Genomic DNA, 24879 nt, shown 5'->3' with positions numbered 1-24879 from the left:
AGGGCGATACCTGGCAGGATCGGTTCTGTCTGACATGCGCAGCAGGAAAGCGGGGACGAGAGTATGAGCGAGCCGAATCCGTACGCAGACGGAGAGCCCGAGTACAAGTGGGGGCCGACGCAGCCGCCGGGGACGCCGGCGTACGGCTACCCGAATCCGGCGCCGGGGTACGGATATCCCGGCCAGGGCACCCCCGACTACAGCCAGACGCAGCCTGCCCTGCCCGTCCCTGCGGGCGGTCCGCCCGCTCCGATGGGTGGCGCGCCACTGGTGTCGATCGGTGACATCACCGTCATGGGCGACTCGATCGTGACGCCCGCCGGCACCCTCCCGCTGAGGGGCGCGGTCTGGAACGCGACGGACATGTCGCGCACCGAGGAGAAGATCCCGGCGCACGCCATCGTGCTGGCGGTCGTGTTCTTCATCTTCTGTCTGCTGGGTCTGCTCTTCCTGTTGATGAAGGAGAAGACGACCACGGGCTTCATCCAGGTCACGGTGACGAGCGGCGGCCGGCACCACTCGACGATGATCCCGGCCCGGGGTCCCGAGAGCTTCCAAATGGTGATGGGCCAGATCAACTTTGCGCGCTCGCTGAGCAGTATGTGACGACACCCTCTAGAGCTGGCTGGTGATCGTGGCGTCGGTGATCTCCGTGTCCTTGGCGAGCATCATCGCCTTGCTGAGGATCACGGCGAGCATCCGGTCACCCTCGAAGGGCAGGTATCCGGTGTTCACCGCGCCGCTGCCCGCCGACGGGACGATGCACAGATAGCGCTCGTGCGGATCGATCAGGATGTTGCCCGAGCCGAGATGGATTCGGTACGTGTGCCGATCGCCTCGGACCCGCAGGAAGCGGCCGTCGACGGTGCAGCGGTCGGCGATCGCAAGCCGCGGGACGAGCCGGGTGAGCAACTCGCGGCGGGTCGCGGCCGTTTGGGACAGCTCGCCGAAGCCGTACGAGGTCCAGTACTCCCGGAAGCGGCCGCCGGGTCCGCCGTCCTGCCAGGTGGGGTCGTTGCCGACGGAGGCCACGCCCACGAACAGGTCGACGTCACGCAGGACTTCGGAGAGCACGAGCTCGGGTATGCCGGTGAGCGGCAGCGGGTCGACGGGTGTCCCGTCCTGCCATCTGCTGCCCTGGCGGTAGGCGCCGCCGCCCGCGTGCGCCCGGTTGCCGGGGGCGTCGATCGGATAGAAGCGGACCTGATCGGTGACGACGCGGGTGTACGCGCCGGAATCGGTGAGGTCGTCGTCCTCCCTGCCGCCGACGCCCTCGATCCAGTACTCGGCGCGCAGCCCCCACTGCGGCAACTCCCTTACCGCGGGCGGGTACGAGTCGTCGACGCTGAGCCGGAGCCGGGCCGTCCAGCCGCGGACCGCGGCCAGGGAGTTGAACTGGTGCTGGCGCAGGACGTGCCCGGCGAAGCGGTTGGAGTAGGTCCCCGTGGTCCGCTCCGCGTCGGTGAGCGGATACACCTCGCGGTGGGCCTGTTTGAACGGCTGGGTGATGCGCCGGGCCTCCAGCCGCTGCTGCCAGGCGGCGACCTCGGACGCCGGGCGGGAGGCCGGGTGCCAGAGCTCGACGACGGCAGCGTCGGTGGCGTACACCGGGTCGCCGTCCAGCGTGTGCACATCGGTTCCGTGGAAGTACGCAGGGGTGTCGCCGATCATCCAGATCAGCCGGCGGGCGAGCGTGCCGACCAGCGGGTGGTCGAGACAGCGCTTGCGCCAGTCCTGGTACGTCCAGGTGCGGCGGGCCAGGAACTGCCGGTCCAGCCGCTCGGCCTGCCCGGTGAGCATCTTGCCGATGTCCCTGACGGCGGCCCTGAGCTCCTTGAGCCCGTCCGGGAAGTCGCGCTTCACGGCCGCGGGCACGCTCTTGACGGCCTTGCCCGCGGCATTGCGCCAGGACAACACCGCCTTGTTGCCGTGCACCTCCAACAGGGCCGTGGATTCGCCCAGTTCGTACTGGCCGTGCCCGACACCGGTCAGTCCGTACGCCGGTACGGCGAGCTCCTCGATCTCCTCCCGGCTCAGACCGAGGGCCTGTGCGCGGGCCTCGATCGCGGCGCTCAGCTGTTTGAGCGTGCCCTTGTAGGTGACGCGCGTGGACAGCCGCGCCAGTTCGGCGAGGGCCGCGTCGCCGTCCGCACGGGAGAGCCCGCTCACGCCGGCGTTGGCGACCTTCGGGTTGCGCGGGCCGACTTGGGGGACTTTGCGCAGAGACGTCTCGACGAGGGCGCCGAGGACGCGTGCGGTGTCCCGGCCGGCCGGCAGCAGGGCGGCCAGCCAGGCGACTCCGCGCAGGGCGTCGGCGTTGAACGGGTCGTACAGGCTGTTGGGATCCGCCCCGTGCGGCCTCGCGTACAGCTGGATCGTCCGTGGCCGTCCCACGAGCTGGAGCCAGCTCAGCACCGCGTCCCGTACGGCCCCGGTACCGATCTCGTCGATCCGCTCGCGGCCGGTCTGCTCCCATGTGCCGGTGGGCTTGGCGGAGGTGGCGGTCCGCAGATGCTTCAGCAGCCGCCGCCCGGCGTCGCCGAACCGGGCCGCGTCCGCCAGGGCCTGGTCCGCCCACGCCTCACCGGGGTTGAGGACGGGGTCCTCGACCCGGTCCAGTACGAGGGAGAGTTCGGGCACGACGCCGTAACTGTCCAGCAGGGAACGGCGCAGCAGGGCGACGAACGCGCCGGGCAGTTCGCGTCCCGCGTCCAGTTCGCCCTCCGCCAGCGTGATCAGTTCGTGGTAGGCGTGGAAGGCGTGGGCGGTGCTGAGCTCTTCCATGCGCGTGAGCCGATCGGCGCGGACGAAGTCCTGCGGGAGCCCGCGCCCGACGATCCCGACAAGGGTCAGTGCGTGCGTACGGACGGGGTCTCCCCAGGGGTATGCCCGGGAGCGCTTCACCAGCCCGTCGGTGAGCCGCATCCGCTCGTCCTCGGGCAGCTTCCGGACAGCGTCCAGCACCGGCGCCCCGTCGCCGTCCCAGTGGTTGTCGTTGCCGGTCGCGATATGCAGCAACTCATCGGCGAGGAGGCCCATATTGCCTTCGGCGGCCAGCTGCCGGACCGTCTCGACCCGCTCCGGGTAGCGCGTCCCCATCAGCCACCCACCAGCGGAACGAGCTTCAGGAAGGTGACCTCCGTGGCGCTGCCGAGTTCGAGCTGCTGATCCAGCTCCTCGATCTGCCGGTCCCCGACCAGCACCAGGAAGCCGTTGCGCCCGAACGCCTCGATGGCGCGCTCGTACGCGGGGGTGGCGTCCTGGCTGTCCACGACCTCCTCAAGCACCCTGCGCCGGATCAACTCGCGCAGCGCGAGGCGTTCTTCCGCGACGTCCAGTCCCAGAGCGTCGCGACGTTCCCCCGATGTCGTCTCGTCGACGAAGGTCACCATTCCCATGCCGAGAACAGTAGAAGCCACCACTGACAATCAGTCCTGACGGGGGGAGACCGGCCGCTCGAAGAAGGTCTCCAGCGAGACGGTGGCATGCGTGCCGCTGACGCCCTCGATGGCGTACAACCGCCGCAGCACGTCCTGGAGCTGCTCGGTGGTGGCGGTGCGCACCTTCACCAGCACGGACGCGCTGCCCGCGATGATGTGCGCTTCCTGGATCTCGGAGATCGCGGCGAACGCGGCGCCCGACTCCCCCATCCAGACGGACGATTCGACCATGACGAAGGCGAGCACACCCCGTCCCAGCGCCGCCGGGTCCACCTCCACCGTCGTACGGCGGATGACACCGCGCTCGCGCAGTTTCCTCACCCGCTCGTGCGCGGCGCCGGCCGAGAGGCCGACGGCCTTGCCCAGCGCTGCGTAGGCCTGGGTGGCGTCCTGCTGGAGCAGGGCCACAAGCTCACGATCGATGGCATCCACGCTTGCGACCATACCTCATACTGCGATACGGATACTCCACGGAATTCCATTCAGTCGTAGAACTGGGGGACTCAACCATGTCCAGCACTACCCGCCCCTCGATATACGAGATCCTGGACGATCGCTTCCGCACCGGACGCTGTGCCAACGGCGACGAGCGGCTGGAGACGCTCCACGACGGCTGCCGCTGGGCCGAGGGCCCGCTCTATCTGCCCGCCTGGCGGCAGCTGATCTGGAGCGACATCCCCAACGACCGCATGCTGCGCTGGGACGAGGCGACCGGCGCGATCAGCCTCTTCCGCTCTCCGGCCGGCCACAGCAACGGGAACACGCTCGACCGCGAGGGCCGGTTGATCAGCTGCGAGCAGGGCAACCGACGCGTGACCCGCACCGAACCGGACGGCACGCTCACCGTCCTCGCCGACCGCTTCGAGGGCAAGCACCTCAACAGCCCGAACGACGCAGCGGTACGGTCCGACGGCTCGGTCTGGTTCTCCGACCCCGACTTCGGCATCACCAGCGACTACGAGGGCTTCCGCGCGGAGAGCGAGATCGGCGCCTGCAACGTCTATCGCGTGGACCCGGCCACGGGCGAGGTCCGCCTGGTCGCCGACGGCTTCGGCGGCCCCAACGGCCTGGTCTTCTCGCTCGACGAGCGGCAGTTGTACGTCTCCGACACACGCGCCGGCCAGATCCGCGTCTTCGACGTACGCGAGAGCGGCACGCTCTCGGACGGCAAGGTCTTCGCCGAGGCGGCGGACGGCATCAGCCGTTTCGACAACATCCGCTTCGACGACGAAGGCCGGCTGTGGGCGGCGGCCATGGACGGCGGAGTGCACTGCTACGACCCGGACGGGACCCTGATCGGCCGGATCGTCGTCCCCGAGGCGGTCTCCAACATCACCTTCGGCGGCCCGAAGAACAACCGGCTGTTCATCACGGCGACGACGAGTCTGCACTCCCTGGTGATGTCGGTGACGGGTGCTCGGCGGCCAGCATGACGCGTCGCAGCATGTCGTTGAGCTGCTTCCGTTCGTCCTTGGAGAGGACCCCGAGCAGCCGGTACTCCTCGTCGCCGAGGACGTCCATCGCGCCCAGCCAGGTCGCCCGGCCCGACTTCGTCAGTTCCACATCGACCCGGCGGCGGTCGGTTGTGGAGGGCGTACGGCGGATGAACCCGCGTTTCTCGAGCGCGTCCAGGCGGCCGGTGACCGAGGCCGGGGCCAGGTCGAGGTCCGCGGCGAGTTCGGAGGGGGCCGCCTTGCCGCCGCGGCCCGCAAGCTTGTGCAGGGTGTCGAACTCATGGCGTTCCAGGTCGAAGTCGAGCAGGGACTGTTCCCGCACCCGACGCAGATGCACGGAGAGTTTCTTCATCCGCGTGACCGCTCCCTCGATGTCGGGGTCGAGGTCGGGCAGGACGGGCCTCCATCGCTCCACATGTCCGTCGGTCCAGTCGCGGTGCTCCATGGCCGCGATGGTACTGGGGTGTACTTCGGAAGGAGATATTTCATTGACGAATAGTTCGTTACCGAAATAGTTTGGCCTTCATGCCACCGCATCCTCTGCGCACGCGCGCCTTCCGGCTGCTGTTCCTCGGCCGCACACTGTCCTTGCTCGGCGACGCCGCGATTCCCGCCGCGCTGGCCCTCGCCGTGTACGAAGCCACCGGATCGACCGGCGCACTCGCGCTCGTACTGGGCTGCGCGATGGTCCCGAAGCTCCTGCTGCTGCCGCTCGGCGGCGTCGTCGGGGACCGGTTCAACGCCCGTACGGTCGCGCTCGTCACCGACGCCGTACGGTGCCTCACCCAGCTCCTCGTGGCAGTGGAACTCCTCGGCGGCGAGCCCCGGTTGTGGCATATCGCCGTCGCCGAGGCGGTCGGTGGGGCGGCGGGCGCGTTCGCGATGCCGACCGTCTCGCCGCTGATCACCGGGACGGTCGAGGAGGACGGGCTACGGAAGGCCAACGCTGTGATGGGCGTCGCGCAGAGCGCCACCCGGCTCGGCGGACCCGCACTCGCCGGACTGCTGATCTACACCGTCGGGCCCGGCTGGGCCTTCGTACTCGACGCGGCGAGCTTCGCGGTGAGCGCCGTGCTGCTCGCGACTGTCCGCGTACGGCACGTGCCCATTCCGCGGCGGTCGCTGCTCGCCGACCTCAAGGAGGGCTGGGCCGAGGTCCTCGCCCGCGACTGGTACTGGACCAGCCTCCTCGCGCACGCCGCGTGGAACGGCGCGGCCGCCGTACTGATGACGCTCGGCCCCGCCATCGCCGTACGCGAGTTGGGCGGGCGGGGCACCTGGGTCGCGCTGCTCCAGACCGGCGCGGTCGGGCTGCTGCTGGGCTCGCTGATCGCCGCGCGGGCCCGGCCCGAGCGGCCGGTCCTGGTGGCCAATCTGGGTCTTGCGACCTACGCGCTGCCGCTCGGGCTGCTGGCCCTTTCCGCGCCCGCTCCGCTGACCATCGCGGCGTACGGCGTCGCCCAGGCCGGGCTCGGCTTCCTCTCACCGGTCTGGGCGACCTCGGTCCAGCAGGCGATCCCGGCGCATGCGCTCGCCCGGGTCACGTCGTACGACTGGCTGCTCTCGCTCGGCGCGATGCCGCTCGGGTATGCGCTGGCACCGCTGGCCGCCTCGGCATGGGGCCCTTCGTTGCCGCTCGCGGTCGCGGCGGTCGTGGTGGGCGCGGCCTGCCTGGGCACGGCGGCGGTTCCTGGAGTGCGCCGGTTCGGGGCCGCCGGGGCCGTTGTCAGTGGTGCGCCGTACCGTCGGAAGGAGTTGAGCTCGGGGAGGGGACCGGCACGATGACGGCGATGGCGGACGGCCTGGAGACCAGGCTGTACGAGGCGGGGTGGCAGGAGCGCACGGGCGAGGGGCCGCCGGTGCAAGAACTGCTGGAGTCGCTGGACGAGCCTGAGCAGCGGCAGGCCGCGCTCTGGTTCCATCAGAACGTCATCGACGGCGGCGCGGACGATGTCGTCCTGGGGGCGCTCAGCTGGGTGGCGTCGCGGCAGCTCGACTGGACTGCACAGCAGGCCGACGAGCTGCTCGGGCGGCTGGCGGGCAAGCGTGCGCAGGTCGACCTGCTCACCCTGCTGCGGGAGTTCGAGCCGCTTGTGGGGACCGCACTGGCGGCGGCCCGCACGGCCGGGGCATACGACCGGGAGCGGGTGCGGTCACTGCGCCGATGGATGCCGTTCGCGGCACGCCGGTCCGAGAGGATGCGGGAGCAGCTCGAAGAGCTGGCGGGGGCGGAGCCGGCCGCCACCGGTCTTGCGGACGAACTGCTCGACGGGTTCGACGATTACGGACCTGCGATGCGGGCCGCCCACAGCGCCCTGCTCTCCGCGCCCGGCGTCAACGACCTCCTGTGGCACTGCATGGGCCAGGACAAGTTGCGCGCCACCAAGCGGTGGCGCAAGGAGGCGGGGGCGCTGCTGGACCAGGCGGAAGGCGGTCCTGAGGTGGTGCGGGCGCTGCTGGAGGGGATGGCGGGGCAGCGGGAGCATCCGGTGGCGGCGCCCGCCCGGGTCGGCGGGTACACCCTGCCGGGGATCGCGGCGGAGGGCAGCACCCGGCTGCTGCGCGGACTGTTGTGGGCCGCCGCCGATGTCGAGGCGGACTGGGTGGTGCCGGCCGTCGGCGCGGTCGCGCTCAACGCCGGCACGGGGACGCGCGGTTCCGGCGGTGACTGCCGCAGCGGCAGGATGGCCACGACCGCGGTCGCCGTCCTCGGCGACTTCGGCGGTACGCAGGGCGAGCAGGCAGCCGACTGGCTCGGCCGGCTCCGGCGCAAGATCCGCAACCGCACGGTGGTCAAGGGCATCAGCGCCTCCCTGCAGGCTGTCGCCGAGCGCGGCGGGATCACTCCGTCGATGCTCAGGGAACGGGCCGTGCCGTCCGTGGGCCTCGACGCGCGCGGCATCCGCGAGGAGCCGCTCGGCGACTACACCGCGGTGCTGTCGATCACCGCTTCCGTGGCGGCCACGCTCTCCTTCCGGGGTCCGCAGGGCCGGGTGCTGAAGTCCGCGCCGAAGGCGGTCCGGGAGGAGTTCGGTGACCGACTGAGGGGCATCCGAACCGCGTTGAAGCAGCTGCGGACCCTGCTGCCGGTCGAACGGGTGCGGCTCGAGGAGCATCTGATGGCGGGCACCCAGTGGGCGTCCGCCGACTGGGAGCGGTACTACATCGACCATCCGGTGACCGGCAGGCTGTCCCGCAGCCTGCTCTGGGAGACGAGCGCGGACGACGGCGAGCAGTGGGTTGCCGGACTGCCGGAGCGTACGGCCGGCGGCTGGGCGCTGGCCGGGGCGGACGGTACGGCGGCCCCGGTGACGGACGGCTTCGTGTTGCGGCTCTGGCATCCGGTGCGCGCCGACGCCGACGAGATACGGATCTGGCGCGAGGAGCTCGCCGAACGCGAGCTGCGTCAGCCGTTCAAGCAGGCCTTCCGTGAGGTCTACCCGCTCACCCCGGCCGAGGAGGAGACCCGCGGCTACTCCAACCGCTTCGCCGGACACATCCTGCGCTACAACCGGGCGAAGGCGCTGATGGTGGAGCGCGGCTGGCTGGGCAACCACCTGGGGTACGGCGAGGGATGGGCGGCAGAGATAGTGCGGGAGCTGCCGCGCGCCGGTGAACTGACCGCTTCCGACGGCGAGTTCTGGCGGGCCCGGTTCCATGTCGAGCTGGTCGAGCAGCGGTCGGACGGCGACATGGCGTCCCTGTGCTCCACGGACCAGCTGCGCTTCGAGCGGCGGCACGGGGCGCGCGGACCGTGGGAGCGGGCCGACCTCGTCGACGTACCGCCGCTGGTGCTGACGGAGGCGATGCGGGACGCGGACCTGTTCGTGGGGGTCGCGTCGATCGGGGCGGACCCGCAGTGGCGGGACCGCGGTGAGGAGCGCGCGTACGACGGGTACTGGAAGGGCTGGGCGTTCGGCGAGCTCACCGAATCGGCGCGGATACGGCGGGAGTCGCTGGCCCGCCTGCTGCCGCGGACCCGGATCGCGGACCGTGTGGAGCTCACGGACCGGTTCCTGCGGGTGCACGGTGAGCTCCGTACGTACAAGATCCATCTCGGCTCGGGCAACATCGTGATGGAGCCCCACGACGCCTATCTCTGCATCGTGGTGGACCGTTCGGCGGTCGGCGGGAGCGGGGAGCGACTCTTCCTGCCCTTCGAGGAGGACGGCGGGCTGCTGTCGGTGATCATGTCGAAGGCGTTCCTGCTTGCCGACGACGAGAGGATCACCGACCGCACGATCACGGCTCAGCTGAGGCACGACAGGTAGGCAGGCCTGACCGCCGGCCAGGAACGGCCACTCCAGCCCGGGGAGTCGACCGGCCCAGAGCAGCAGCACCACCGCCGCCGCCGGGCGCTGACCTGCGCTCTCGCAAGAGTTCGTCACCCGGCCGAGGTTGGAGCCCCGACGCCCACCCCTCCTCTGGTTCCCAGCTGACTTGAACATGTTCAAAAGGAGGTCTACAGTCCATGCCACCAGCTTTTGAACGCGTTCAAGGGAGGGTGGGGCATGGACCTCACTGTTATCGCGTACGTCATCTATCTGCTGATCAGCGTCGCCCTCACCATCTGGGTCGCCCGCACGCTCAGCCAGAACGGCCGGGTCTTCCTCGCCGACGTACTCCAGGGGAACGAGAAGCTCGCCGACGCCGTGAACCACCTTCTGGTGGTGGGCTTCTACCTGGTGAATCTGGGCTTCGTCGCCCTCTACCTCAAGGCCGCCGACGCCGTCTCCGACGCCCGCGGACTCTTCGAGGCGCTCTCGGTGAAGATCGGCGTCGTGCTCCTCGTCCTCGGTGTGATGCACCTCGGCAATGTCTATGTACTCAACAAGATCCGCCGGCGCGGAGTGATGGAGCGCGAGCAGATACCGCCGGTGCCGCCGCAGGGCTGGACGGGCCAGGCAGGCCAGGGCCCGTGGGCCGCACCCGCCGCCGGTCCCGCCAGGGCGTGAGCACGATGGGCACCCCGGCCCGCACCCCGACCGGCCCCTCGGTCCGCACCCCGACGGGCCCCTCGGTCCGCACCCCGGTCGGCCCCTCGGTCCGCACCCCGGTCCGCAGACTGACCGTCCTGTACGACGCCCAGTGCTCGCTCTGCGTGCACCTGCGGAGCTGGCTCCTGCGGCAGCGCACACTCGTACCGCTGGACCTGGTGCCCGCCGGGTCGGACGAGGCGCGGCGCAGATACCCGCGCCTCGACCACGCCCGGACTCTCAAAGAGATCACCGTCATCGGGGACAGGGGCCAGATCTACACCGGGCCCGCCGCCTGGATCGTCTGCCTCTGGGCCCTGGCCGAACACCGGCCGAAGGCCCACTGGCTCGCCACCCCGGCGGGCGAGCCCTTCGTACGCGTCACGATGCTCGCGGCGGCCAAGTACCGCGAGGCGACCGCGGCAGGAGGGGCCGCCGGTACGCCCTGCGACGACCGGTGCTCGGTCCCCGGTTAGGCTCGGACACCGTGACAGAAGTAAAGGCCGCCAAGAGCGAGCAGACCCGCACGCTCATTCTCGAGACCGCGCTCCGGCTCTTCCAGGAGCGCGGTTACGACAAGACGACGATGCGGGCCATCGCCAAGGAGGCCGGGGTCTCCGTAGGGAACGCGTACTACTACTTCTCCTCCAAGGAACACCTCGTCCAGGGCTTCTACGACCGGATCGCCGCCGAGCACCAGACGGCGGTCCGGCCCGTGCTGGACCGGGAGACGGATCTGGAGACCCGGCTCGCCGGGGTGCTGCAGGCATGGCTGGACATCGCCGCGCCGTACCACGAGTTCGCGGCCCAGTTCTTCAAGAACGCGGCCGACCCGGAGAGCCCGCTCAGCCCCTTCTCTCCCGAGTCGGAACACGCGCGCGAGGCGGCCATCGCCGTCCACCGCGAGGTGCTGGCCGGATCGAAGGCCAAGGTGGCGGAAGAACTCGCCGACGTCCTCCCCGAGTTGATGTGGCTCTCCCAGATGGGACTCGTCCTGTACTGGGTCTTCGACCGCTCCGATGGCCGTGAGCGCAGCCGACGCCTCGCCGAACGCGGCGCCAGGCTCACCACGCGCGGTGTCGCGCTCTCCCGGTTCCGGGTGCTGCGGCCGCTTGTACGCGAGGTGCACGAGCTGTTCACGGACTTCCTTCCCGGGATGGCGGAAACCGTCGCCGCCCGCAAGAAGTAGCGCGGCACGACGAACGCCCCGGCCGCGCCAGGGGCGTTCGTCGCGCTGGGACCGACGCCGTCAGCGGCTCACTCCCACGTCGGTCAGCACCACATCGTGGACCAGCGGATCGCCGCCGATCATGATGTGCCTGACCCAGGGGTCTCGGATCCCCGCCGTCGCCGCCAGCAGATACGCGCCGCCGGCCGGCGCGGACAGGATGTACGAGCCGTCGGCCAGCGACTCCACCCGGTCGACCTGGCTGCCACCCGGCGAGACAAGGGTGAGGACCGCGTCCCCGACCGGCTCGCCCAGCTCCGTACGGACGAAGCCGTGCACGACGGACGCGCCTGCCGGCGGCTGAAGTCGCTGTCCGGGGACCGCCGGCGCAGCCGGGCCCGAGTACGCGGCCTCCCGCGGCTCCACCGCCAGATGCGGCAGCCGCTTCTCCAGACCCGCGGGCAGCCACCAGTTGGACTTCCCCAGCAGATGCATCGCCGCCGGCACCAGCGCCGTACGGAGGATGAACGCGTCCAGCGCCACCGCCGCCGCAAGCCCGATGCCCGCCATCGCGCCCTCCATGTCGCCGCTCAGCACGAACGCGCTGAACACGCAGATCATGATCAGGGCGGCGCAGTTGATGACCCGGCTGGTCTCGGCGAGGCCGACCCGTACCGCCCGCGCGTTGTCCTTCGTATGCACCCACTCCTCGTGCATCCGGCGGACCAGGAAGACCTGGTAGTCCATGGAGAGCCCGAAGAGCAGCGACAGCATGATCACCGGCAGGAACGCGGTGATCGGCCCCTCCTTGCCGAGGCCGAGCGCCTCGGCTCCCCAGCCCCACTGGAAGATCGCGACCAGTACGCCGAACGAGGCCGCGGCCGCGATCAGGTTCATCAGGGCCGCCGTCAGCGGGACGACCAGCGACCGGAACGCGATCATCAGCAGCACGAAGCCCAGCGCGATGATCGTCCCGATGAAGTACGGCAGCCGGTCACCGGTCACCGCCGCGAAGTCCTTGAAGACCGCCGTGACTCCGCCGACATGGACCTCCTGGCCCGACTGCGGGATCACCTCGTCACGAAGCCGGTCGATCAGCCGGTCGGTCTCCTCGGACTGCGGGGAGGTCGTCGGTACGACCTGGATCACCGCGATACCGGAGTCCGGCGGCGAGGGCAGCGCGACGACCTGGGCGACGCCCGCCGTTCCGCGCACCTCGCCCACCAGCGCCTGGACGGCGGCGGGTTCGGCGTCCCGCGCGACCAGTTGCAGCGGCCCGTTGAAACCGGGCCCGAAGCCCTCGGCGAGCAGGTCGTACGCCTGCCGGGTGGTGGTGTCCTTCCTGTGGTTGCCCTGGTCGGACGCGCCGAGACGCAGCGACAGTACGGGAACGGCGAGCGCCGCCATCACCACGACCGCGACCAGCGCGACCGACTTGGGCCGCTTCTGCACCTGCGCGGACCAGCGGGCGGCGGCGCCGTTCGACTCCGTCGGCTCGGGCCCTTCGGCGGCAAGCCTGCGCCGCTGCCGCCGGCTCAGCACCCGCATGCCGAGGACGCCGAGGAGCGCGGGCAGCAGCGAGCACACTCAGTACGACCGTGAGCGAGGTCGCGACGACCACACCGTTGAGGAAACGCATGTTCATCACGAGCATCCCGGCGAGTGCGATGCACACCGTGCCGCCGGCGAACAGCACCGCACGTCCGGAGGTGTTCAGCGCGGTGATGGCCGCCTCCTCCGGCGTCACGCCCCCCATGACGCCCTTGCGGTGCCGGGTCACGATGAACAGCGCGTAGTCGATACCGACGCCGAGGCCGATCAACGAGCCGAGCAGCGGCGCCACTTCGGGCACATCCGTGGCATGGCTGAGCAGCGTCGTCGACAGCGTCCCGGAACCCACCCCGAAGACGGCCACGACCAGCGGAAGCACCATCGCGAAGAGCGAGCCGAAGGCCAGGAAGAGCACGATCGCCGCGGCCGCCATACCGACCATCTCGGCCGTACCGGTCGGCGGCTCCTGGATGCGGGTGATCGCCTGCCCGCCGAGCTCGACCCGCAGACCGCCACGCTCGGCGTCCTGCGCGGTGTCGACGACGTCCTGGACGAGCTCCTTCGGCACGCCGTTGGCCTGCTCGGCAAAGGTGACCTGGGCGTAGGCGATCCGCCCGTCCTTGCTGATCTGTGCCGCGCCCGCCGCTCCGGCGTAGGGACTCGCGACCTCGCCGACGCCCTTCATGCCCGCGATCTCCTTGAGCGCGGGCTCGATCCGCTCCCGTACCGACCCGTCGCGTACGGAACCCTCGGAGACCCGCCACACCACCGTGTCGGTGTCGCCGGAGCGCTCCGGGAAGGCCTTCACCATCAGGTCGTACGCGTGTGTGGAGTCGGTGTTCGGGAGGCTGAAGCTGTTCGAGTAGTTGGTGCCTGCCGCACTTCCCGCCACCCCCAGGCCGAGCAGTGCCCCCACCCACAGCACCAGGACCACCAGCCGGTGCCGATAGCACCACCGGGCCAATGCCGCCACGATTCCTGCCCCTTCGTCGATCCGTCTCCCCCGGGCCGGTCTCAAGAATCGGCCGCGGATACGGCCCGTGGCGTGGCGCGGTCATGACTCTCAAGGAACTCCAAGACAGTGACCGGCTCCCCGTACGGCGTACACACCGATACTGGGGACATGAACCACGAGGGAGCGACCGTGCTGGTGGTCGAGGACGAGCCGAGCATCGCCGACGTCCTCGCCATCGCACTGCGCTATCACCGTTTTGAGGTGATTACGGCGGGAAGCGTACGGCAGGCCCAGCAGCTGGCCGGGCAGACGCGCCCTGATGTGGCGCTCCTCGATGTGATGCTCCCGGACGGCGACGGACGGGTGCTGGGGCGTGAACTGCGTGCCGCTCACCCGGAGATGGCCGTCGTCTTCGTGACCGCGCGTGACGCTCCTGCCGAGATCGTGGGCGCGCTGGGCTTCGGTGACGACTACATCACCAAGCCGTTCAACGTCGACGAGGTCGTGGCCCGCATCAGGGCGGTACTGCGCCGGACCAGGCCCGCCGATGTGCTGCCGGTGCGACCACCGCTGCGGTACGGGGATCTGGAGCTGGACGATACGACCTACGCGGCACGGCGCGCGGGCAACTCGGTGCAGCTCACGCCCACCGAGTACGCGCTGCTGCGCTTTCTCGTACGCAACGGCGGGCGCATCGTGCCCAAGGAGCAGTTGCTGCGCCATGTCTGGCAGTACGAGCACCAACCCGAGTCCACCGTGGTCGAGACGTACATCAGCTATCTGCGACGCAAGCTGGACCCGCTGGGGCCACCGTTGATCACCACCAGGCGGGGCGTCGGATACGGACTCGCATGAGGGCTCGCTCGAGAACTCGATGGAGGCTTGTCACGGGCCGCATACGGCGTCGGCACCAGCACCGCGGAATTCACTCCCTGCGCGCCAAGCTCACGCTGGTGAATGTGGCGCTGCTGGCGCTCGGCATCGTCGCGGCCACCGCGGTCAGCCTCATGGGCATGCGGCACTATCTGCTGGACCGGGTGGACACAGAGCTGGTCGGGAGCCGCAACGCGCTGAAGCGGACGGGGTTCACCCAGAAGCAGATCGAATCGCTGAGCGCCATCGGAGCGCTGCGCGACCAGTTCGCGCCGGGCACGTCGGACGCCGACAGCCTGCCTCGGCCGGAGACGATCCTCGTCGCCCTCGACCACGAGGGCGAGCCGATCGGCTTCGCGGGCATCGCACCCATCGAACGGCAGCACAGACTCGCCGACGCCGTCGATGATCCCGCCGCGCTCGCCGACTCCCCGGTGCCGGTCGACGTGAGCCTCGACTCGGAGCCGTACCGAGCGGTCGGCACACGCCTCGGCGACGGCACGGTCGTCCTGATGGCGACCCACACCGGGGCGGTGCACTCCTCGATGAAGAAGGCCCTCAGGCTCGATGTCGCCTTCGGCACCCTCCTGCTGGGGCTGCTCGCGCTGCTCACCATGCTCGGCACCAAGCACCGGCTGCGCCCGCTGGAGGACATGGTGGAGACGGCTTCCGCCATCGCCGAGGGCGACCTGACCCGGCGGGTACCGGCCGGACGCGACCCCGTCACCGAGATCGAGCAGCTGCGGGTCGCTCTCAACTCCATGCTTCACCAGGTCGAGTCGGCCTTCGAGACGCGCGAGCACAGCGCGGCCCAGCTGCGGCGGTTCGTCGCGGACGCCTCGCACGAGCTGCGTACGCCGCTGTCCGCGATCCGAGGCTATCTCCAGCTGTACGACAAGGGGATGCTGCGCGAGACGGCGGACCGGACCCGGGCGCTGGCCCGGATGAACGCAGAGGCCGACCGGATGGGACGGCTCGTCGAGGAACTGCTCACTCTGGCCCGTCTCGACCAGCAGCCCCAACTACAGGTGTGTGCAGTCGACTTGAGCCGTCTGGTACGGGACGCCGCGGACGATCTGCGGGCGCAGCAGCCGCAGCGCCGAGTCGCCGTACAGGCCGATGGAGCGATGGTCGTCCAGGGCGACGAGTCGGGCCTGCGGCAGGTCATCGGCAACCTCCTGGCCAATATCCGCGCCCATACCCCGGCCGACGCCCCGGTGCGGGTGGAGCTGGAGCGCGAGGACGGCGACGGGCGCGGCTGCGGCCGGGTGCGGCTGCGGGTCGCGGACGAGGGGCCCGGCATGGACCGCGAGGACGCCGACCGCATCTTCGACCGCTTCTTCCGCGCGGGCGGCGGGAGTTCGGACGCGGACGGTGGTCAGCCCGCGGGCAGCGGTCTCGGCATGGCGATCGTGCAGGCGGTGGTCGCCTCGCACGGCGGCGCGGTGACGGTGCAGACCGCGCCGGGTGAGGGCCTGACGGTGACGGTGGCACTGCCGGCCGCCGCGCGGACGGTCGCGTCGTAGAAACCGAGCCACAGAAGCCGAGCCGTAGAAGCCGAGCCGCAGGAACCGAGCCACGGAATCCGAGCCGGAACGCCGGAAGGCCCGGCCGCCCCGCCGCCGTACGCCGGCCGTCAGATCCAGCTCAGCTCCCCAGCCGCCGGACGTCGGTGCCGTCCGCTGAATCCGGGCTATGCCTGGCGGGAGGCGAGCTGTACGACGGTGATGTCGGAGGCGGCTCCGACCCGCACGGGCGGTCCCCAGGCACCCGCGCCGCGAGTCACGTACAGCTGGGTGTCGCCGTAGCGTTCGAGCCCTGCGACCGTCGGATTGGCCAAGGCCGCAAGATAGTTTCCCGGCCAGAGTTGACCGCCGTGCGTATGTCCGGACAGCTGCAGGTCCACGCCGTGTTCGACGGCGTCATGGATGACGACGGGCTGATGTGCGAGCAGCACGGAGGCGCGCGCCGGGTCCCGGTCACCGAGGGCCTTGGCGAAATCGGGGCCGTCGCCCTCGCTCTCGCCGGCGAGGTCGTTGACGCCGGCGAGGTCGAAGCCGCCGATCTCCACGCGCTCGTTCCGCAGCGGCCTGAGCCCCAACTCGCGGACATGGTCGACCCACTCCTCGGCGCCCGAGAAGTACTCGTGGTTGCCGGTCAGGAACTCACCCAGAACATACAGACGCTTTATGGAGGTTCCAGGACCATGGAGACCATGCAGCCGACTACGACGGAGTACGACGGATGTGGCAAGTGCCTGGTAGCAGTGCGCCGCCTGTCACGTAGGAACGAGTCCAGCAACAGCCCCGGCAAGCAGCTCGGTCAGGTCCTCACGGCAGCGACGGACGTAGGCGCGCACATCATCGGCTGGGCGGACGACTGGGAGGTGTCCGGCGCCACCGACCCTCTCACCCGACCGCAGCTCGGCCCATGGCTCCGAGGAGAGATGGGCCCGTACGACGGAATCGCCGGAGCCGCCGTGGACCGGATCGGCCGGGCTGAACTGGGCTAAGCGAAAATTCGCAATCCATGGGCCGGCTCACAGTCATGGCCAATTCTCCCAGCTCCGCCGCCAACACCTCCTTCAGCATTAGCGAAGGAGTCTCGAAGCGGAATATTCCCAACTCCAAATCGACCGCGAGCCGAAATGACGCATCCGAGAGTTCGTCAGGTCTAGCAACAATGCGAACGGCCGACGACTGTGTAACCACTTCCCAGCAATCAGCCTGCGGGGATTCCCCGGCGCGCGGAACACCACCGAGGAGACTTGAAATCCGATTGGCGACATGCCAGCTATCGGCAGTGACACACCAGCCGACCGCTTGTGGTCTGCAATATGTCGGGGCCGTATGGAAGCAGCCGACGATTTCACGTGAAATCATTCCCTTCCACGGCCTTCCCGCAAATCACGTCTGATCTCTTGAAGCGCCGCCAGATCTTCGGCGATTCCTGCGGCGATGTCTGCTTCGGCGGAGGTGTGGCCGCTGCCGACGTAGCGCCATGCCGATTCCGTGACCGTGGCCGGACCTGCATCGACGGGAGGCCCGCTGTCCTTGGCACGGTGGGCAGCGCGAGCGGCTCGCAGCTCGCCGTAGGTGGTGGAGTAGCGGCGGGATTTGGTGAGGGCGTGGCCCCGGTAGCCGAGCGTGTGAGCCCACGCGCGGAGCCTCAGGTGTTCTAGTGGGTCGAGCCGTCCCAGTCGCCAGCAGGTGCCCATCAGGGCCCGCACGTGTGCCGAGACAGGAAGCAGAGCGATGTCGTCGGCCGATGTGATCGGGTAGTCGGTGTCGCCTGCTTCGCCGACGCTCTTGGAGACGTATTTGGCGACGTAGGCGGCTACCGCTTGATCAGTCACCCGGCTGTCGTCGGCGAAGGTCCGCCGGATGGGGTGTACGTCGAGTTGATCGCCCCAGCGGAACACCAGCTCACCGAGACCGGGCGCGTAGGGCATGGAGACGCGTGCCGAGTCGGCAGCGGAGCGCACGGCCGCAACGAGGAGTTGGGCACTGGCCCATGTGGGCGGAGGCGAGGCCGGGCCGTCTGGTCCGTCGAGACGTATCACCGCATGGAAGTGCACTGCGCCCCGGCGCTGGTACTCCGCGACCTTGGCAAAGCTCAGCCGCAGATGGTCGCCAATCTTCGATTGGGGTTGGCCGGCTGCAGTCGCCAGATGACGCCGAATGGCACGTGTGGTGCGGTTCCACAGTTCCCCGGCATGCGCGTGCCACAGCACGTGAGAGGCGTAGTCGTAGCAGTCCGCGCAGAGCGGTTGACCCACCGCCCGATCGTCCGGGGCGTGGATCTGGCCGCAGCCAAGGGGCCGCCCGTGCTCGCAGAAGCCGCCACCCCGGCGGGGTCGGCACCGGGCACCATCGGCCGTGACACGGTGCACTGGTCCGAATGAGGGGGCGGTGAGGGTGACGAACAGCCGTGGGTGGGCGGTCACTGTGGCGGGGACGTTCTTGCCGCCCAGGAGGCCGGAGCGCACGAGGTGGAAGGTGTCGCCGGAGTGGAGACGCGAGCACGGCTCGCAGCGCGATTCACGACGGTTGCGGCAGCGTACGGCCAGCCGCCCGCCCGGTTCTGTGGCGGTGTCGTAGTGCCGCAGCACAGCGCCGGTATCGGCGTCCAGGGTGGTGGTGCGGCCGGAGAGATAGACAGGGTGGGCGCACCCCCCAGTGGCTTTGATCTGTTCCAGCCAGCGGGGGAAGCCCGGTTCGCCTGCGAGCCGGATCAAGTCCCGCTCTGTATCGGAGAGGAGCCGCAGACGCTCCGCACGATGGAGAACGGAGCGCCGCGCCTCAGCAGTGGTGTGCATGCAGGGGTGGAGACCTTTCACGCAGGGCAGCCGCACGGACTGCCACGGACAGGCAGGGGCCAGGCGTGTGATTCACAGGGGGTGCTCCTCTTGAGGTAGTTGCGAGCGGTGGTGGTCAGTTGCGTGTGGTGAGCAGGCCCAGGAGGATGCCGAGGGCTGCAAGGAAGATCACGAACTTGATGGGGCGGAAGATCATTGCCCCGGTCCTTTCTGTGGGGCGGTCAGTGCCTGCGTCGGCGCTTGTGGCGGCAGCACCGGCAGCGCCTGAGATGGCCGCCGACGGTGCGTTGCCTGGCCCGCTTGCACACGGGGCAGCGGATGTAGCGGTGAGGCATGCGTTCACCTCTTGCGCGTGTGCGGCCGGATCATGCGGTAAGCCGCATGAGCAGCCAGTTCACGAACTGGTAGATCATGAAGAAGGCAGCGGTCTGGCTGACGTAGAAGCCGAACAGGAAGACCAGCGCGGCCATCCACCACACAACCTCCCGCGACCGGATCAGGAGCACGGTCGCCAGACCAAAGACGAGGGCGAGCGGCAGCGCTGCCTCTTCCGCCATGCCGAGTGCCAGTACCGTCATGCCGCATCACCTCCCGATTCCACGGCACGCGCGAGGGCGGGCAGGTCCGGCGTGCGGTGTGCGTTCTGCTCCGCGTACTGCCGCGCCTCACCCGGGGTCACCAGATGCGAACGAGCCCGCATCCAGTGCCCACCGATCGTCGTGACCGCCACGCCTTTTTCGTCCTCCGTGATCGCTTGCGCCACGACCACCGCATCCGGCGACAAGTCACCGAGCGTCATTTCCGCCGTGGCCTCATCATTGACCCGGTGACAGATCCGCCCCCCGAGCTGAGCGCGCAACGCCGTTGCCCCGGGGCCGAGATCGGAGCCGAACCGCTGCGCCGCCACCACCAGATGCACACCGAGCGCCGCACCGAGCTGGCCCAGCCGCAGCAGCAGCGTGGAGCACTCATTGGCTTCCTTCCGGCCCGCCAGCGTGCCCGCCAAGTAGAGTTCCGCGATCTCATCCACGACGATCACCACTGGCACCGGGCGCGGGTCGTCGTCCAGTTCCCACACCGAGCGCGCCCCTGCCGAGCGGCACACGGCCATTCGGCGCTCTACCTCCTCGACGAGGGCGGACAAGACCGCGACTGCCTCAGCCCGGTTGGTGGCCAGCGCCGAGAGCCGCCGCGCGAACAACGACAGCTCCATACCGCCCTTGCAGTCGATGCCGACCAGGGCGACCGGCTGCGCGCCGAGTTCGCTCACCAGCGAGGCCAGAAGCGTGCTCTTGCCCGACTGAGTAGCGCCGGCCACCAGCCAGTGCGGAACCTTGCGGAAGTCCAGGACCCAGGCGGAGCCGTCCCCAATACGGCCGACCACAGCGGCCAACAGACGCGGAGCGGGGAAGCGCCGCCACACCGCGCTGTCGGCCAGCAGGTCACGAGCCGTAGCAAGGATCAGGACTTCCCCGCGCTTGACGGAGACCACCCGCACCGAGTGCACCCGCCAGGCATGAATGAACGCCTCAGCATTGGCGATGAACTGTCGAGGAGTCTGCCCGGGATGCAGACGCACCCGCACCGACAGGCCCGTCGTCATCGCCCGGGGCACCCCAAGCCGTGGCGGGAGGGGCCGCAGCGCCGACCCCTTGACCATCGTGTCGCGTCCGATCACGTGATAGCGCGGTCGGCGTACAACCGAGAGATCGGCTGTGTAGCACAGCCGCCGCCAGGTCCACCGCATCCGCAGCACCGTGAGCGGATAGCCCAGCACATACCAGCGCCACGGAGCGCCCATGCTCCGCCGCAGCCAGAACGGCGCCCGAGGCTCCCACCACCACTGTGTGAGCAGCCCGAGGCACATCACGGCAGAGACGATCCAGATCACCAGTTCCCACGGCATCACCGGCCACCCCCCTGCCGCTGCTCCTGACGCTCCGTCAATATCTGCCTGGCAGTGGTGGCCGCCGACTCGGCATGACGGGCCGCCAGAACCAGCGCATCATCCACGGACTGACCGCCGGGCAACGCCGTCAGCAGCGCGTCACAGCCCGCCAGAATCCGAAGGTCACGCATCAGACGCCGCACGGGGTCGCTGTGCTGCCCGGTCATGAGGGCTCACCACCCTCGCGCGCGAGGATGAAGGCCGCCATCTGCGAGGCCTCCGCCGTGTCCCTGACCATCCGTTCCAGCGAGATGCGCCGCGTCCTGGCGTCCATCGGCGTGGAGTCGACGATGTGAGCGACGGTGGCCAGACTGGTCAGCCGGTCGAACAGCGCTTCCCAGTCCCAATCAGGATTCCTGCTGTTCACGACTCACCCCCGGCAGACTTCCCCCGCCCCGCAGACCCACCCGCCGGAACAACGGGAGCAGACGGAGCCGTTGGAGCAGCCGGAACCGCGGTCACCGACGAGGCCCGGAAGGACGTGCCCTTACGGCCCTCGATCTCCCAAGCCACCGCCACCAGGTCGGCCACCTGCACCCGCACGCCCTCCGCGATGCCCGCAGGCTCACTCGGCACGGCGACCTCGATCACGTCAGCGCGCCGGTTTCCCTGCTGCCGCACGGACACGCCTACGACATAGATCAGGTTGCCTTCGCGATCCTTGCGGACTTCCCCCGTCTCTTGATTGACGCGTGGGGCCGGCGGGACCACACACATCAACGTACCCAGCCTGTTTACGTCTACCGGGATGTTCCGCACAGGCACTCACGCCCTCTTCGGTAGGTCTCGACAAGCCGCCGAATATTTGCATCTGCGACTCATCCTGATGAGTGCGAGCATGCAGGACTGCCCCCGCGTTTGACAAGCGCTTATCCTGACGAGTGCGGGGGAACCGTCCGCGTAGCACGGAGCACTGACAATCGGGCCGGAGACGCCCAAGGGAGCCGGAATGCCAGAGGACTTGGTCCGACCAGACGCCATGTACAAGCAGCTAGCGGCGCGTCTCGCCCAGGCCATCAGCGAAGGCGAGTACGAGCCCGGCGACCTGCTGCCGAGCGAAACCCAGCTCATGGAGCGCTACGGGGTCTCACGGCCCACCGTGCGCTCAGCCGTCGCGGAGCTCCGCAGCATGGGACTGGCGCAGAGCCAGCACGGCCGGGGCACACTCGTGCGCTCCGTTGCCCTGCCAGCCACGGTCATTGACCGCACGGTGACCCGCAGCGGGAAACGGTTCACGGTGGGGTGGGAAGCCGACGAGGCCGAGTTCCCGGCTGTCACCCGGGGCCACACGACCGGCGTCACGGCCCAGTTGCTCGACCGCGAAGAAGAGGCCGCGTTCATCGTGGACCGGCTGCTGACGGACACCACCGGCACCCGGACGACGCACCGCGTCACGATCCCCTTCGATGTCGCCCACGACGTACCCGAGTTGGCGAAGTCCCCGGACACCGAACCGGCCGCCATCTACGCAGCGCTCACCGCCGCCGGGCACACCCTCACGTGGACCGAGTACGTCACCGCCCGCAGCCCGCTGCCCGACGAGCGCGCGGCCCTCCGCATGCCCGACACCGGCCCGATCCTGGTCACCTACCGCGTGACGCTGAACGGCGACGACCGCCCGCTCATCCTCGAAGAGCTGCACACCAGCGCCGAGCGCGCCCAACTCGCGTTCCGCGTCACAGCCGAGAAGGCCCCCGCCCGGCGCCGCTAAAGACCTTTTCTGAATCTCCTTCCTCAGGTGCACGTTGTGGTGACGTGCGCTGAGGCGGGATGCAGCGCAATCACCGGAAGGCACGTGGTCAGAAAGTTCCAGGGCCGCGGGCTCGGGTATCGCTGTGCCTCTTGATCCAAATGGGCTACCTGCGGTCGTGTCTGGGCCAGGCATAACGACAGTCGAAAGCGCAGGCCTCAATATGCCACTGACACGTTGCGGGGGCGTTGAGTCGTCCCCCTCTCGAAAGGATCAAGAGAATGCGTCGTGGCATTCCCCTGACTGTGCTGCTGTCCAGCGTGGCAGTTCTGACGTACCCAACATCGGCATCCGCCGAGGACACGCCCGTGACGCTGGAGGTCACCGCCGGTGGCCTGGGCATCACGGTACCGACGGGCCCCGTTGACCTCGGTACCGTCGCCGTCAGTTCCAGCCCGCAGACGATCAGCAATCAACTGGGCAACGTGACCGTGTCCGACCAGCGGGGCGGCACCGCCGGCTGGACCGTCACAGCCAGTGCGGTGGACTTCGCTGGCCCGAACTCCAGCACCATCTCGGTCTCCGCTGCGGGCTCCAGCACGTACACGGCTCCTGCGGCGACCGTCACCGGCACCGCCACGGTGACCCCTTCCAACCTGAGCCCGATGTACCCGCCGGGCCCCGTGCAGACCGCTACGGGAGTGTCGGGTATCAACACGGCCGTCTGGAACCCGACGATCGCGATCACAGTCCCCGCAAACGCTCTTGCGGGCCAGTACACCTCGACGATCACGCATTCTGTGTCGTGACGTCGCCACCCAACTGAGGCTCTATCTGTGCACAAGTACATTCCGGCAGGGGCGCTGTGTGCCCTGGCACTGGCCGGGACAATCAGCGCCCCTCCGTCCGCAGCCGTCCCATCAATCCAGGCTGCGGCGGAGGCAGCTGCCGATAGCGGCAGCTTCACCGTACGGCTCGTCGACATCCCTGCAGACCTGGTCAACGACACACGCGCGCGTCACTACATCATCGACAACCTGCAGCCTGGCACAACCATCCGTAGACGCGTAGAAGTAGCGAATACTTCCGACGCACCGGCACAGGTGGAGATGTACCCAGGTGCCGCCAGAATTATGAAGGGCTCATTTCTCGGAGCGCAGGGAAAAAGTGGCAACGAGCTGACCTCGTGGACGTCACTGGACAAGAAGAAACTCGAGGTGCCCGCCCACTCCACGGCCCGCATGTCCGTGACGATCAAGGTGCCCAGAGACGCGGCTCCCGGCGAGAGGTACGCCACTGTCTGGGCTCAAATGAGCGGCGGGCACGGTCCTGGGGTCACGCTGGTCAACCGCGCCGGCATCCGGATGTACCTGTCAGTCGGCGGCCACAATCCGCCGCCAACCAACTTCACGGTCGACACCATGACCGCCGAACGCAACGCAGACGGCCGAGCGATCGTGCGAGCCCAGGTACACAACACCGGCGGTCGCGCTTTGGATTTGAGCGGAACCCTCAAACTCTCCAAAGTATCCGGAAACATCAACGCCGGGCCGTACGCAGTCCAGCTCGGCACGACACTCGCGCCGGGCCAGTCCGAGGCGGTGAAGGTGCTGGTGACCGATCAAGTGGCCGACGGCCCTTGGAACGCCGTCCTCGAGCTCAAGAGCGGACTGACCGAAAAGAGCTACCACGCCCGGATCGCATTCCCGCACAACCGCGGATCCGCACCGCCGGTCACGGTACAAGGCGATGTCGGCAGTGATCACATGACCTTGATCGGAGCACTGGCCGGGCTGCTGCTGGGCGCGATCCTCCCCATCGCCGTCATTCTTCGACGGCGCAAGACGGCAGCACAGAACGCCTGACGAAGCGGCGCGGCTGCGAGCACTCGCTCGTCTTTGCGGAGCTGCACGCCAGCGCCGAGCGAGCCCAACTCGCCTTCCGCGTCACCGCCGAGAAGGCCCCCGCCCGCCGCCGGTCCTGATCGGTCTAACTCATCTCTACTTGCTCAAGGGCGCGCCTTCGGCGCGCCGGACGCCGGGGCGCTCCCGGCCGGGCATGCGGCCTGGCGGCCGTTCCCGGCCGAGCGCCCGCCGCCCGACAGTTCCGAGCACCTCCAAGCCGCGAGAGTCACGACCCAGGCCGCCGCCAACGAGCGCCATACGTCTTCCGCTCAACGCGTGCACGACTCCGCATGCTTGCGCGCCCGGGGACCGGCAGGACCCGGACCGGGCGCGTACATCTCACGGCGACAGCCCGAGCACGTCACCCACTGGTGGCCGTCCGCGTCTTGCTCCACGCCCACCGTGCCGCGCTTCGCTGTCCGGTACGTGCGCCCGACTGTCTTCCGCCTCTGCGCCATCTCGGAACCCTCCGTATGTCTGCACCGCCTATGGTGCGAGCTCAACCCGCTTACGGCTAGGGGTGGACGGCAGCCCAAGGCTTTAGGCAGCCACCATGGGGCGAGCCTCGAAGATCGGGGGCCCACATCGGGCTATTGCGGGCA

Annotated in this window: 23 protein-coding genes and 2 pseudogenes; 13 read left to right on the top strand and 12 right to left on the bottom strand. The window is 69.3% G+C overall.

Annotation, left to right across the window (positions count from 1 at the left end; genetic code table 11):
• The first annotated feature begins 63 nt into the window (after positions 1-63).
• Positions 64-606: a hypothetical protein gene (locus tag OG735_RS26460; protein ID WP_327325629.1), complete on the top strand. Its 543-nt coding sequence runs from the start codon at positions 64-66 to the stop codon at positions 604-606.
• Between the two features lie 9 nt (positions 607-615).
• On the opposite strand, the gene OG735_RS26455 is transcribed toward OG735_RS26460, so the two are convergent.
• The 3 genes from OG735_RS26455 to OG735_RS26445 are packed head-to-tail and all read right to left on the bottom strand — an operon-like array spanning position 616 to position 3872.
• A complete protein-coding gene (locus OG735_RS26455) occupies positions 616-3099 on the bottom strand; it encodes a DUF4132 domain-containing protein (protein ID WP_327325628.1) in 2484 nt (827 codons plus the stop codon).
• Entirely contained in the window at positions 3099-3398 is a 300-nt protein-coding gene (locus OG735_RS26450; protein WP_327325627.1) for a hypothetical protein, read from the bottom strand. Before OG735_RS26450 ends, OG735_RS26455 begins: the two co-directional genes overlap by 1 nt.
• Positions 3399-3428: 30 nt before the next feature.
• On the bottom strand, positions 3429-3872 hold the full coding sequence (locus tag OG735_RS26445; protein WP_327325626.1) for an Lrp/AsnC family transcriptional regulator: 444 nt from the start codon (positions 3870-3872) through the stop codon (positions 3429-3431).
• Positions 3873-3949: 77 nt separating this feature from the next.
• On the opposite strand from OG735_RS26445, the gene OG735_RS26440 reads away from it, so the two are divergent.
• Positions 3950-4873 carry an SMP-30/gluconolactonase/LRE family protein gene (locus tag OG735_RS26440; protein ID WP_327325625.1) on the top strand — a complete coding sequence of 308 codons (924 nt, stop codon included), beginning with the start codon at positions 3950-3952 and terminating at the stop codon, positions 4871-4873.
• Here OG735_RS26440 and OG735_RS26435 read toward each other — a convergent pair.
• Positions 4809-5339: a MarR family winged helix-turn-helix transcriptional regulator gene (locus tag OG735_RS26435; protein WP_327325624.1), complete on the bottom strand. Its 531-nt coding sequence runs from the start codon at positions 5337-5339 to the stop codon at positions 4809-4811. The genes OG735_RS26440 and OG735_RS26435 overlap by 65 nt on opposite strands.
• 80 nt (positions 5340-5419) lie before the next feature.
• Here OG735_RS26435 and OG735_RS26430 point away from each other — a divergent pair, with 80 nt between their 5' ends.
• From OG735_RS26430 to OG735_RS26410, 5 genes are all read left to right on the top strand, one after another.
• Positions 5420-6679, top strand: a complete 1260-nt coding sequence (locus OG735_RS26430; protein WP_327325623.1) for an MFS transporter — start codon at positions 5420-5422, stop codon at positions 6677-6679.
• On the top strand, positions 6676-9165 hold the full coding sequence (locus tag OG735_RS26425; RefSeq protein WP_327325622.1) for a DUF4132 domain-containing protein: 2490 nt from the start codon (positions 6676-6678) through the stop codon (positions 9163-9165). The genes OG735_RS26430 and OG735_RS26425 overlap by 4 nt, the downstream gene beginning before the upstream one ends.
• A 240-nt stretch (positions 9166-9405) precedes the next feature.
• Entirely contained in the window at positions 9406-9849 is a 444-nt protein-coding gene (locus tag OG735_RS26420) for a hypothetical protein (RefSeq protein ID WP_327325621.1), read from the top strand.
• A 5-nt stretch (positions 9850-9854) separates the two neighbouring features.
• A complete protein-coding gene (locus tag OG735_RS26415) occupies positions 9855-10346 on the top strand; it encodes a thiol-disulfide oxidoreductase DCC family protein (protein ID WP_327328461.1) in 492 nt (163 codons plus the stop codon).
• A gap of 11 nt (positions 10347-10357) precedes the next feature.
• Entirely contained in the window at positions 10358-11059 is a 702-nt protein-coding gene (locus OG735_RS26410; RefSeq protein WP_327325620.1) for a TetR/AcrR family transcriptional regulator, read from the top strand.
• Between the two features lie 60 nt (positions 11060-11119).
• Here OG735_RS26410 and OG735_RS26405 read toward each other — a convergent pair.
• Positions 11120-13553, bottom strand: a pseudogene (locus OG735_RS26405) (MMPL family transporter).
• A gap of 159 nt (positions 13554-13712) precedes the next feature.
• On the opposite strand from OG735_RS26405, the gene OG735_RS26400 reads away from it, so the two are divergent.
• Both OG735_RS26400 and OG735_RS26395 read left to right on the top strand, forming a co-directional pair.
• A complete protein-coding gene (locus OG735_RS26400) occupies positions 13713-14399 on the top strand; it encodes a response regulator transcription factor (protein WP_327325619.1) in 687 nt (228 codons plus the stop codon).
• Positions 14396-15943 carry a sensor histidine kinase gene (locus OG735_RS26395; RefSeq protein WP_327325618.1) on the top strand — a complete coding sequence of 516 codons (1548 nt, stop codon included), beginning with the start codon at positions 14396-14398 and terminating at the stop codon, positions 15941-15943. Before OG735_RS26400 ends, OG735_RS26395 begins: the two co-directional genes overlap by 4 nt.
• Positions 15944-16110: 167 nt before the next feature.
• On the opposite strand, the pseudogene OG735_RS26390 reads toward OG735_RS26395, so the two are convergent.
• Positions 16111-16581 (bottom strand): annotated as a pseudogene (locus OG735_RS26390) (metallophosphoesterase); the annotation flags it as partial.
• 42 nt (positions 16582-16623) lie between these two features.
• Here OG735_RS26390 and OG735_RS26385 point away from each other — a divergent pair.
• Positions 16624-16929, top strand: coding sequence for a hypothetical protein (locus OG735_RS26385; protein WP_327325617.1), 306 nt, complete (start codon positions 16624-16626; stop codon positions 16927-16929).
• A 366-nt stretch (positions 16930-17295) separates the two neighbouring features.
• Here OG735_RS26385 and OG735_RS26380 read toward each other — a convergent pair whose 3' ends face one another.
• The 6 genes from OG735_RS26380 to OG735_RS42040 all read right to left on the bottom strand — a co-directional run bounded on the left by OG735_RS26380 (position 17296) and on the right by OG735_RS42040 (position 21442).
• Complete coding sequence (locus tag OG735_RS26380) at positions 17296-18735, bottom strand: replication initiator (RefSeq protein WP_327325616.1); 1440 nt, start codon at positions 18733-18735, stop codon at positions 17296-17298.
• 365 nt (positions 18736-19100) lie between these two features.
• Positions 19101-19313, bottom strand: coding sequence for a hypothetical protein (locus OG735_RS26375; RefSeq protein WP_327325615.1), 213 nt, complete (start codon positions 19311-19313; stop codon positions 19101-19103).
• Positions 19310-20641, bottom strand: a complete 1332-nt coding sequence (locus OG735_RS26370) for an FtsK/SpoIIIE domain-containing protein (RefSeq protein WP_327325613.1) — start codon at positions 20639-20641, stop codon at positions 19310-19312. Before OG735_RS26370 ends, OG735_RS26375 begins: the two co-directional genes overlap by 4 nt.
• Entirely contained in the window at positions 20641-20850 is a 210-nt protein-coding gene (locus OG735_RS26365) for a hypothetical protein (protein ID WP_327325612.1), read from the bottom strand. Before OG735_RS26365 ends, OG735_RS26370 begins: the two co-directional genes overlap by 1 nt.
• Positions 20847-21050: a hypothetical protein gene (locus OG735_RS26360; protein WP_327325611.1), complete on the bottom strand. Its 204-nt coding sequence runs from the start codon at positions 21048-21050 to the stop codon at positions 20847-20849. Before OG735_RS26360 ends, OG735_RS26365 begins: the two co-directional genes overlap by 4 nt.
• On the bottom strand, positions 21047-21442 hold the full coding sequence (locus tag OG735_RS42040; protein ID WP_442812626.1) for an SCO3933 family regulatory protein: 396 nt from the start codon (positions 21440-21442) through the stop codon (positions 21047-21049). The genes OG735_RS26360 and OG735_RS42040 overlap by 4 nt, the downstream gene beginning before the upstream one ends.
• 190 nt (positions 21443-21632) lie before the next feature.
• Here OG735_RS42040 and OG735_RS26355 point away from each other — a divergent pair, with 190 nt between their 5' ends.
• The 3 genes from OG735_RS26355 (at position 21633) to OG735_RS26345 (ending at position 24238) form a co-directional block, all read left to right on the top strand.
• Positions 21633-22394 carry a GntR family transcriptional regulator gene (locus OG735_RS26355; protein ID WP_327325610.1) on the top strand — a complete coding sequence of 254 codons (762 nt, stop codon included), beginning with the start codon at positions 21633-21635 and terminating at the stop codon, positions 22392-22394.
• A 260-nt stretch (positions 22395-22654) separates the two neighbouring features.
• On the top strand, positions 22655-23182 hold the full coding sequence (locus tag OG735_RS26350) for a hypothetical protein (protein WP_327325609.1): 528 nt from the start codon (positions 22655-22657) through the stop codon (positions 23180-23182).
• Between the two features lie 27 nt (positions 23183-23209).
• Complete coding sequence (locus OG735_RS26345) at positions 23210-24238, top strand: hypothetical protein (RefSeq protein ID WP_327325608.1); 1029 nt, start codon at positions 23210-23212, stop codon at positions 24236-24238.
• Positions 24239-24879 lie beyond the last annotated feature (641 nt).

Origin of the sequence: Streptomyces sp. NBC_01210, assembly GCF_036010325.1 — a bacterium.
Classification (GTDB): domain Bacteria; phylum Actinomycetota; class Actinomycetes; order Streptomycetales; family Streptomycetaceae; genus Streptomyces.
This window is presented reverse-complemented; position numbering and strand designations above follow the sequence as displayed.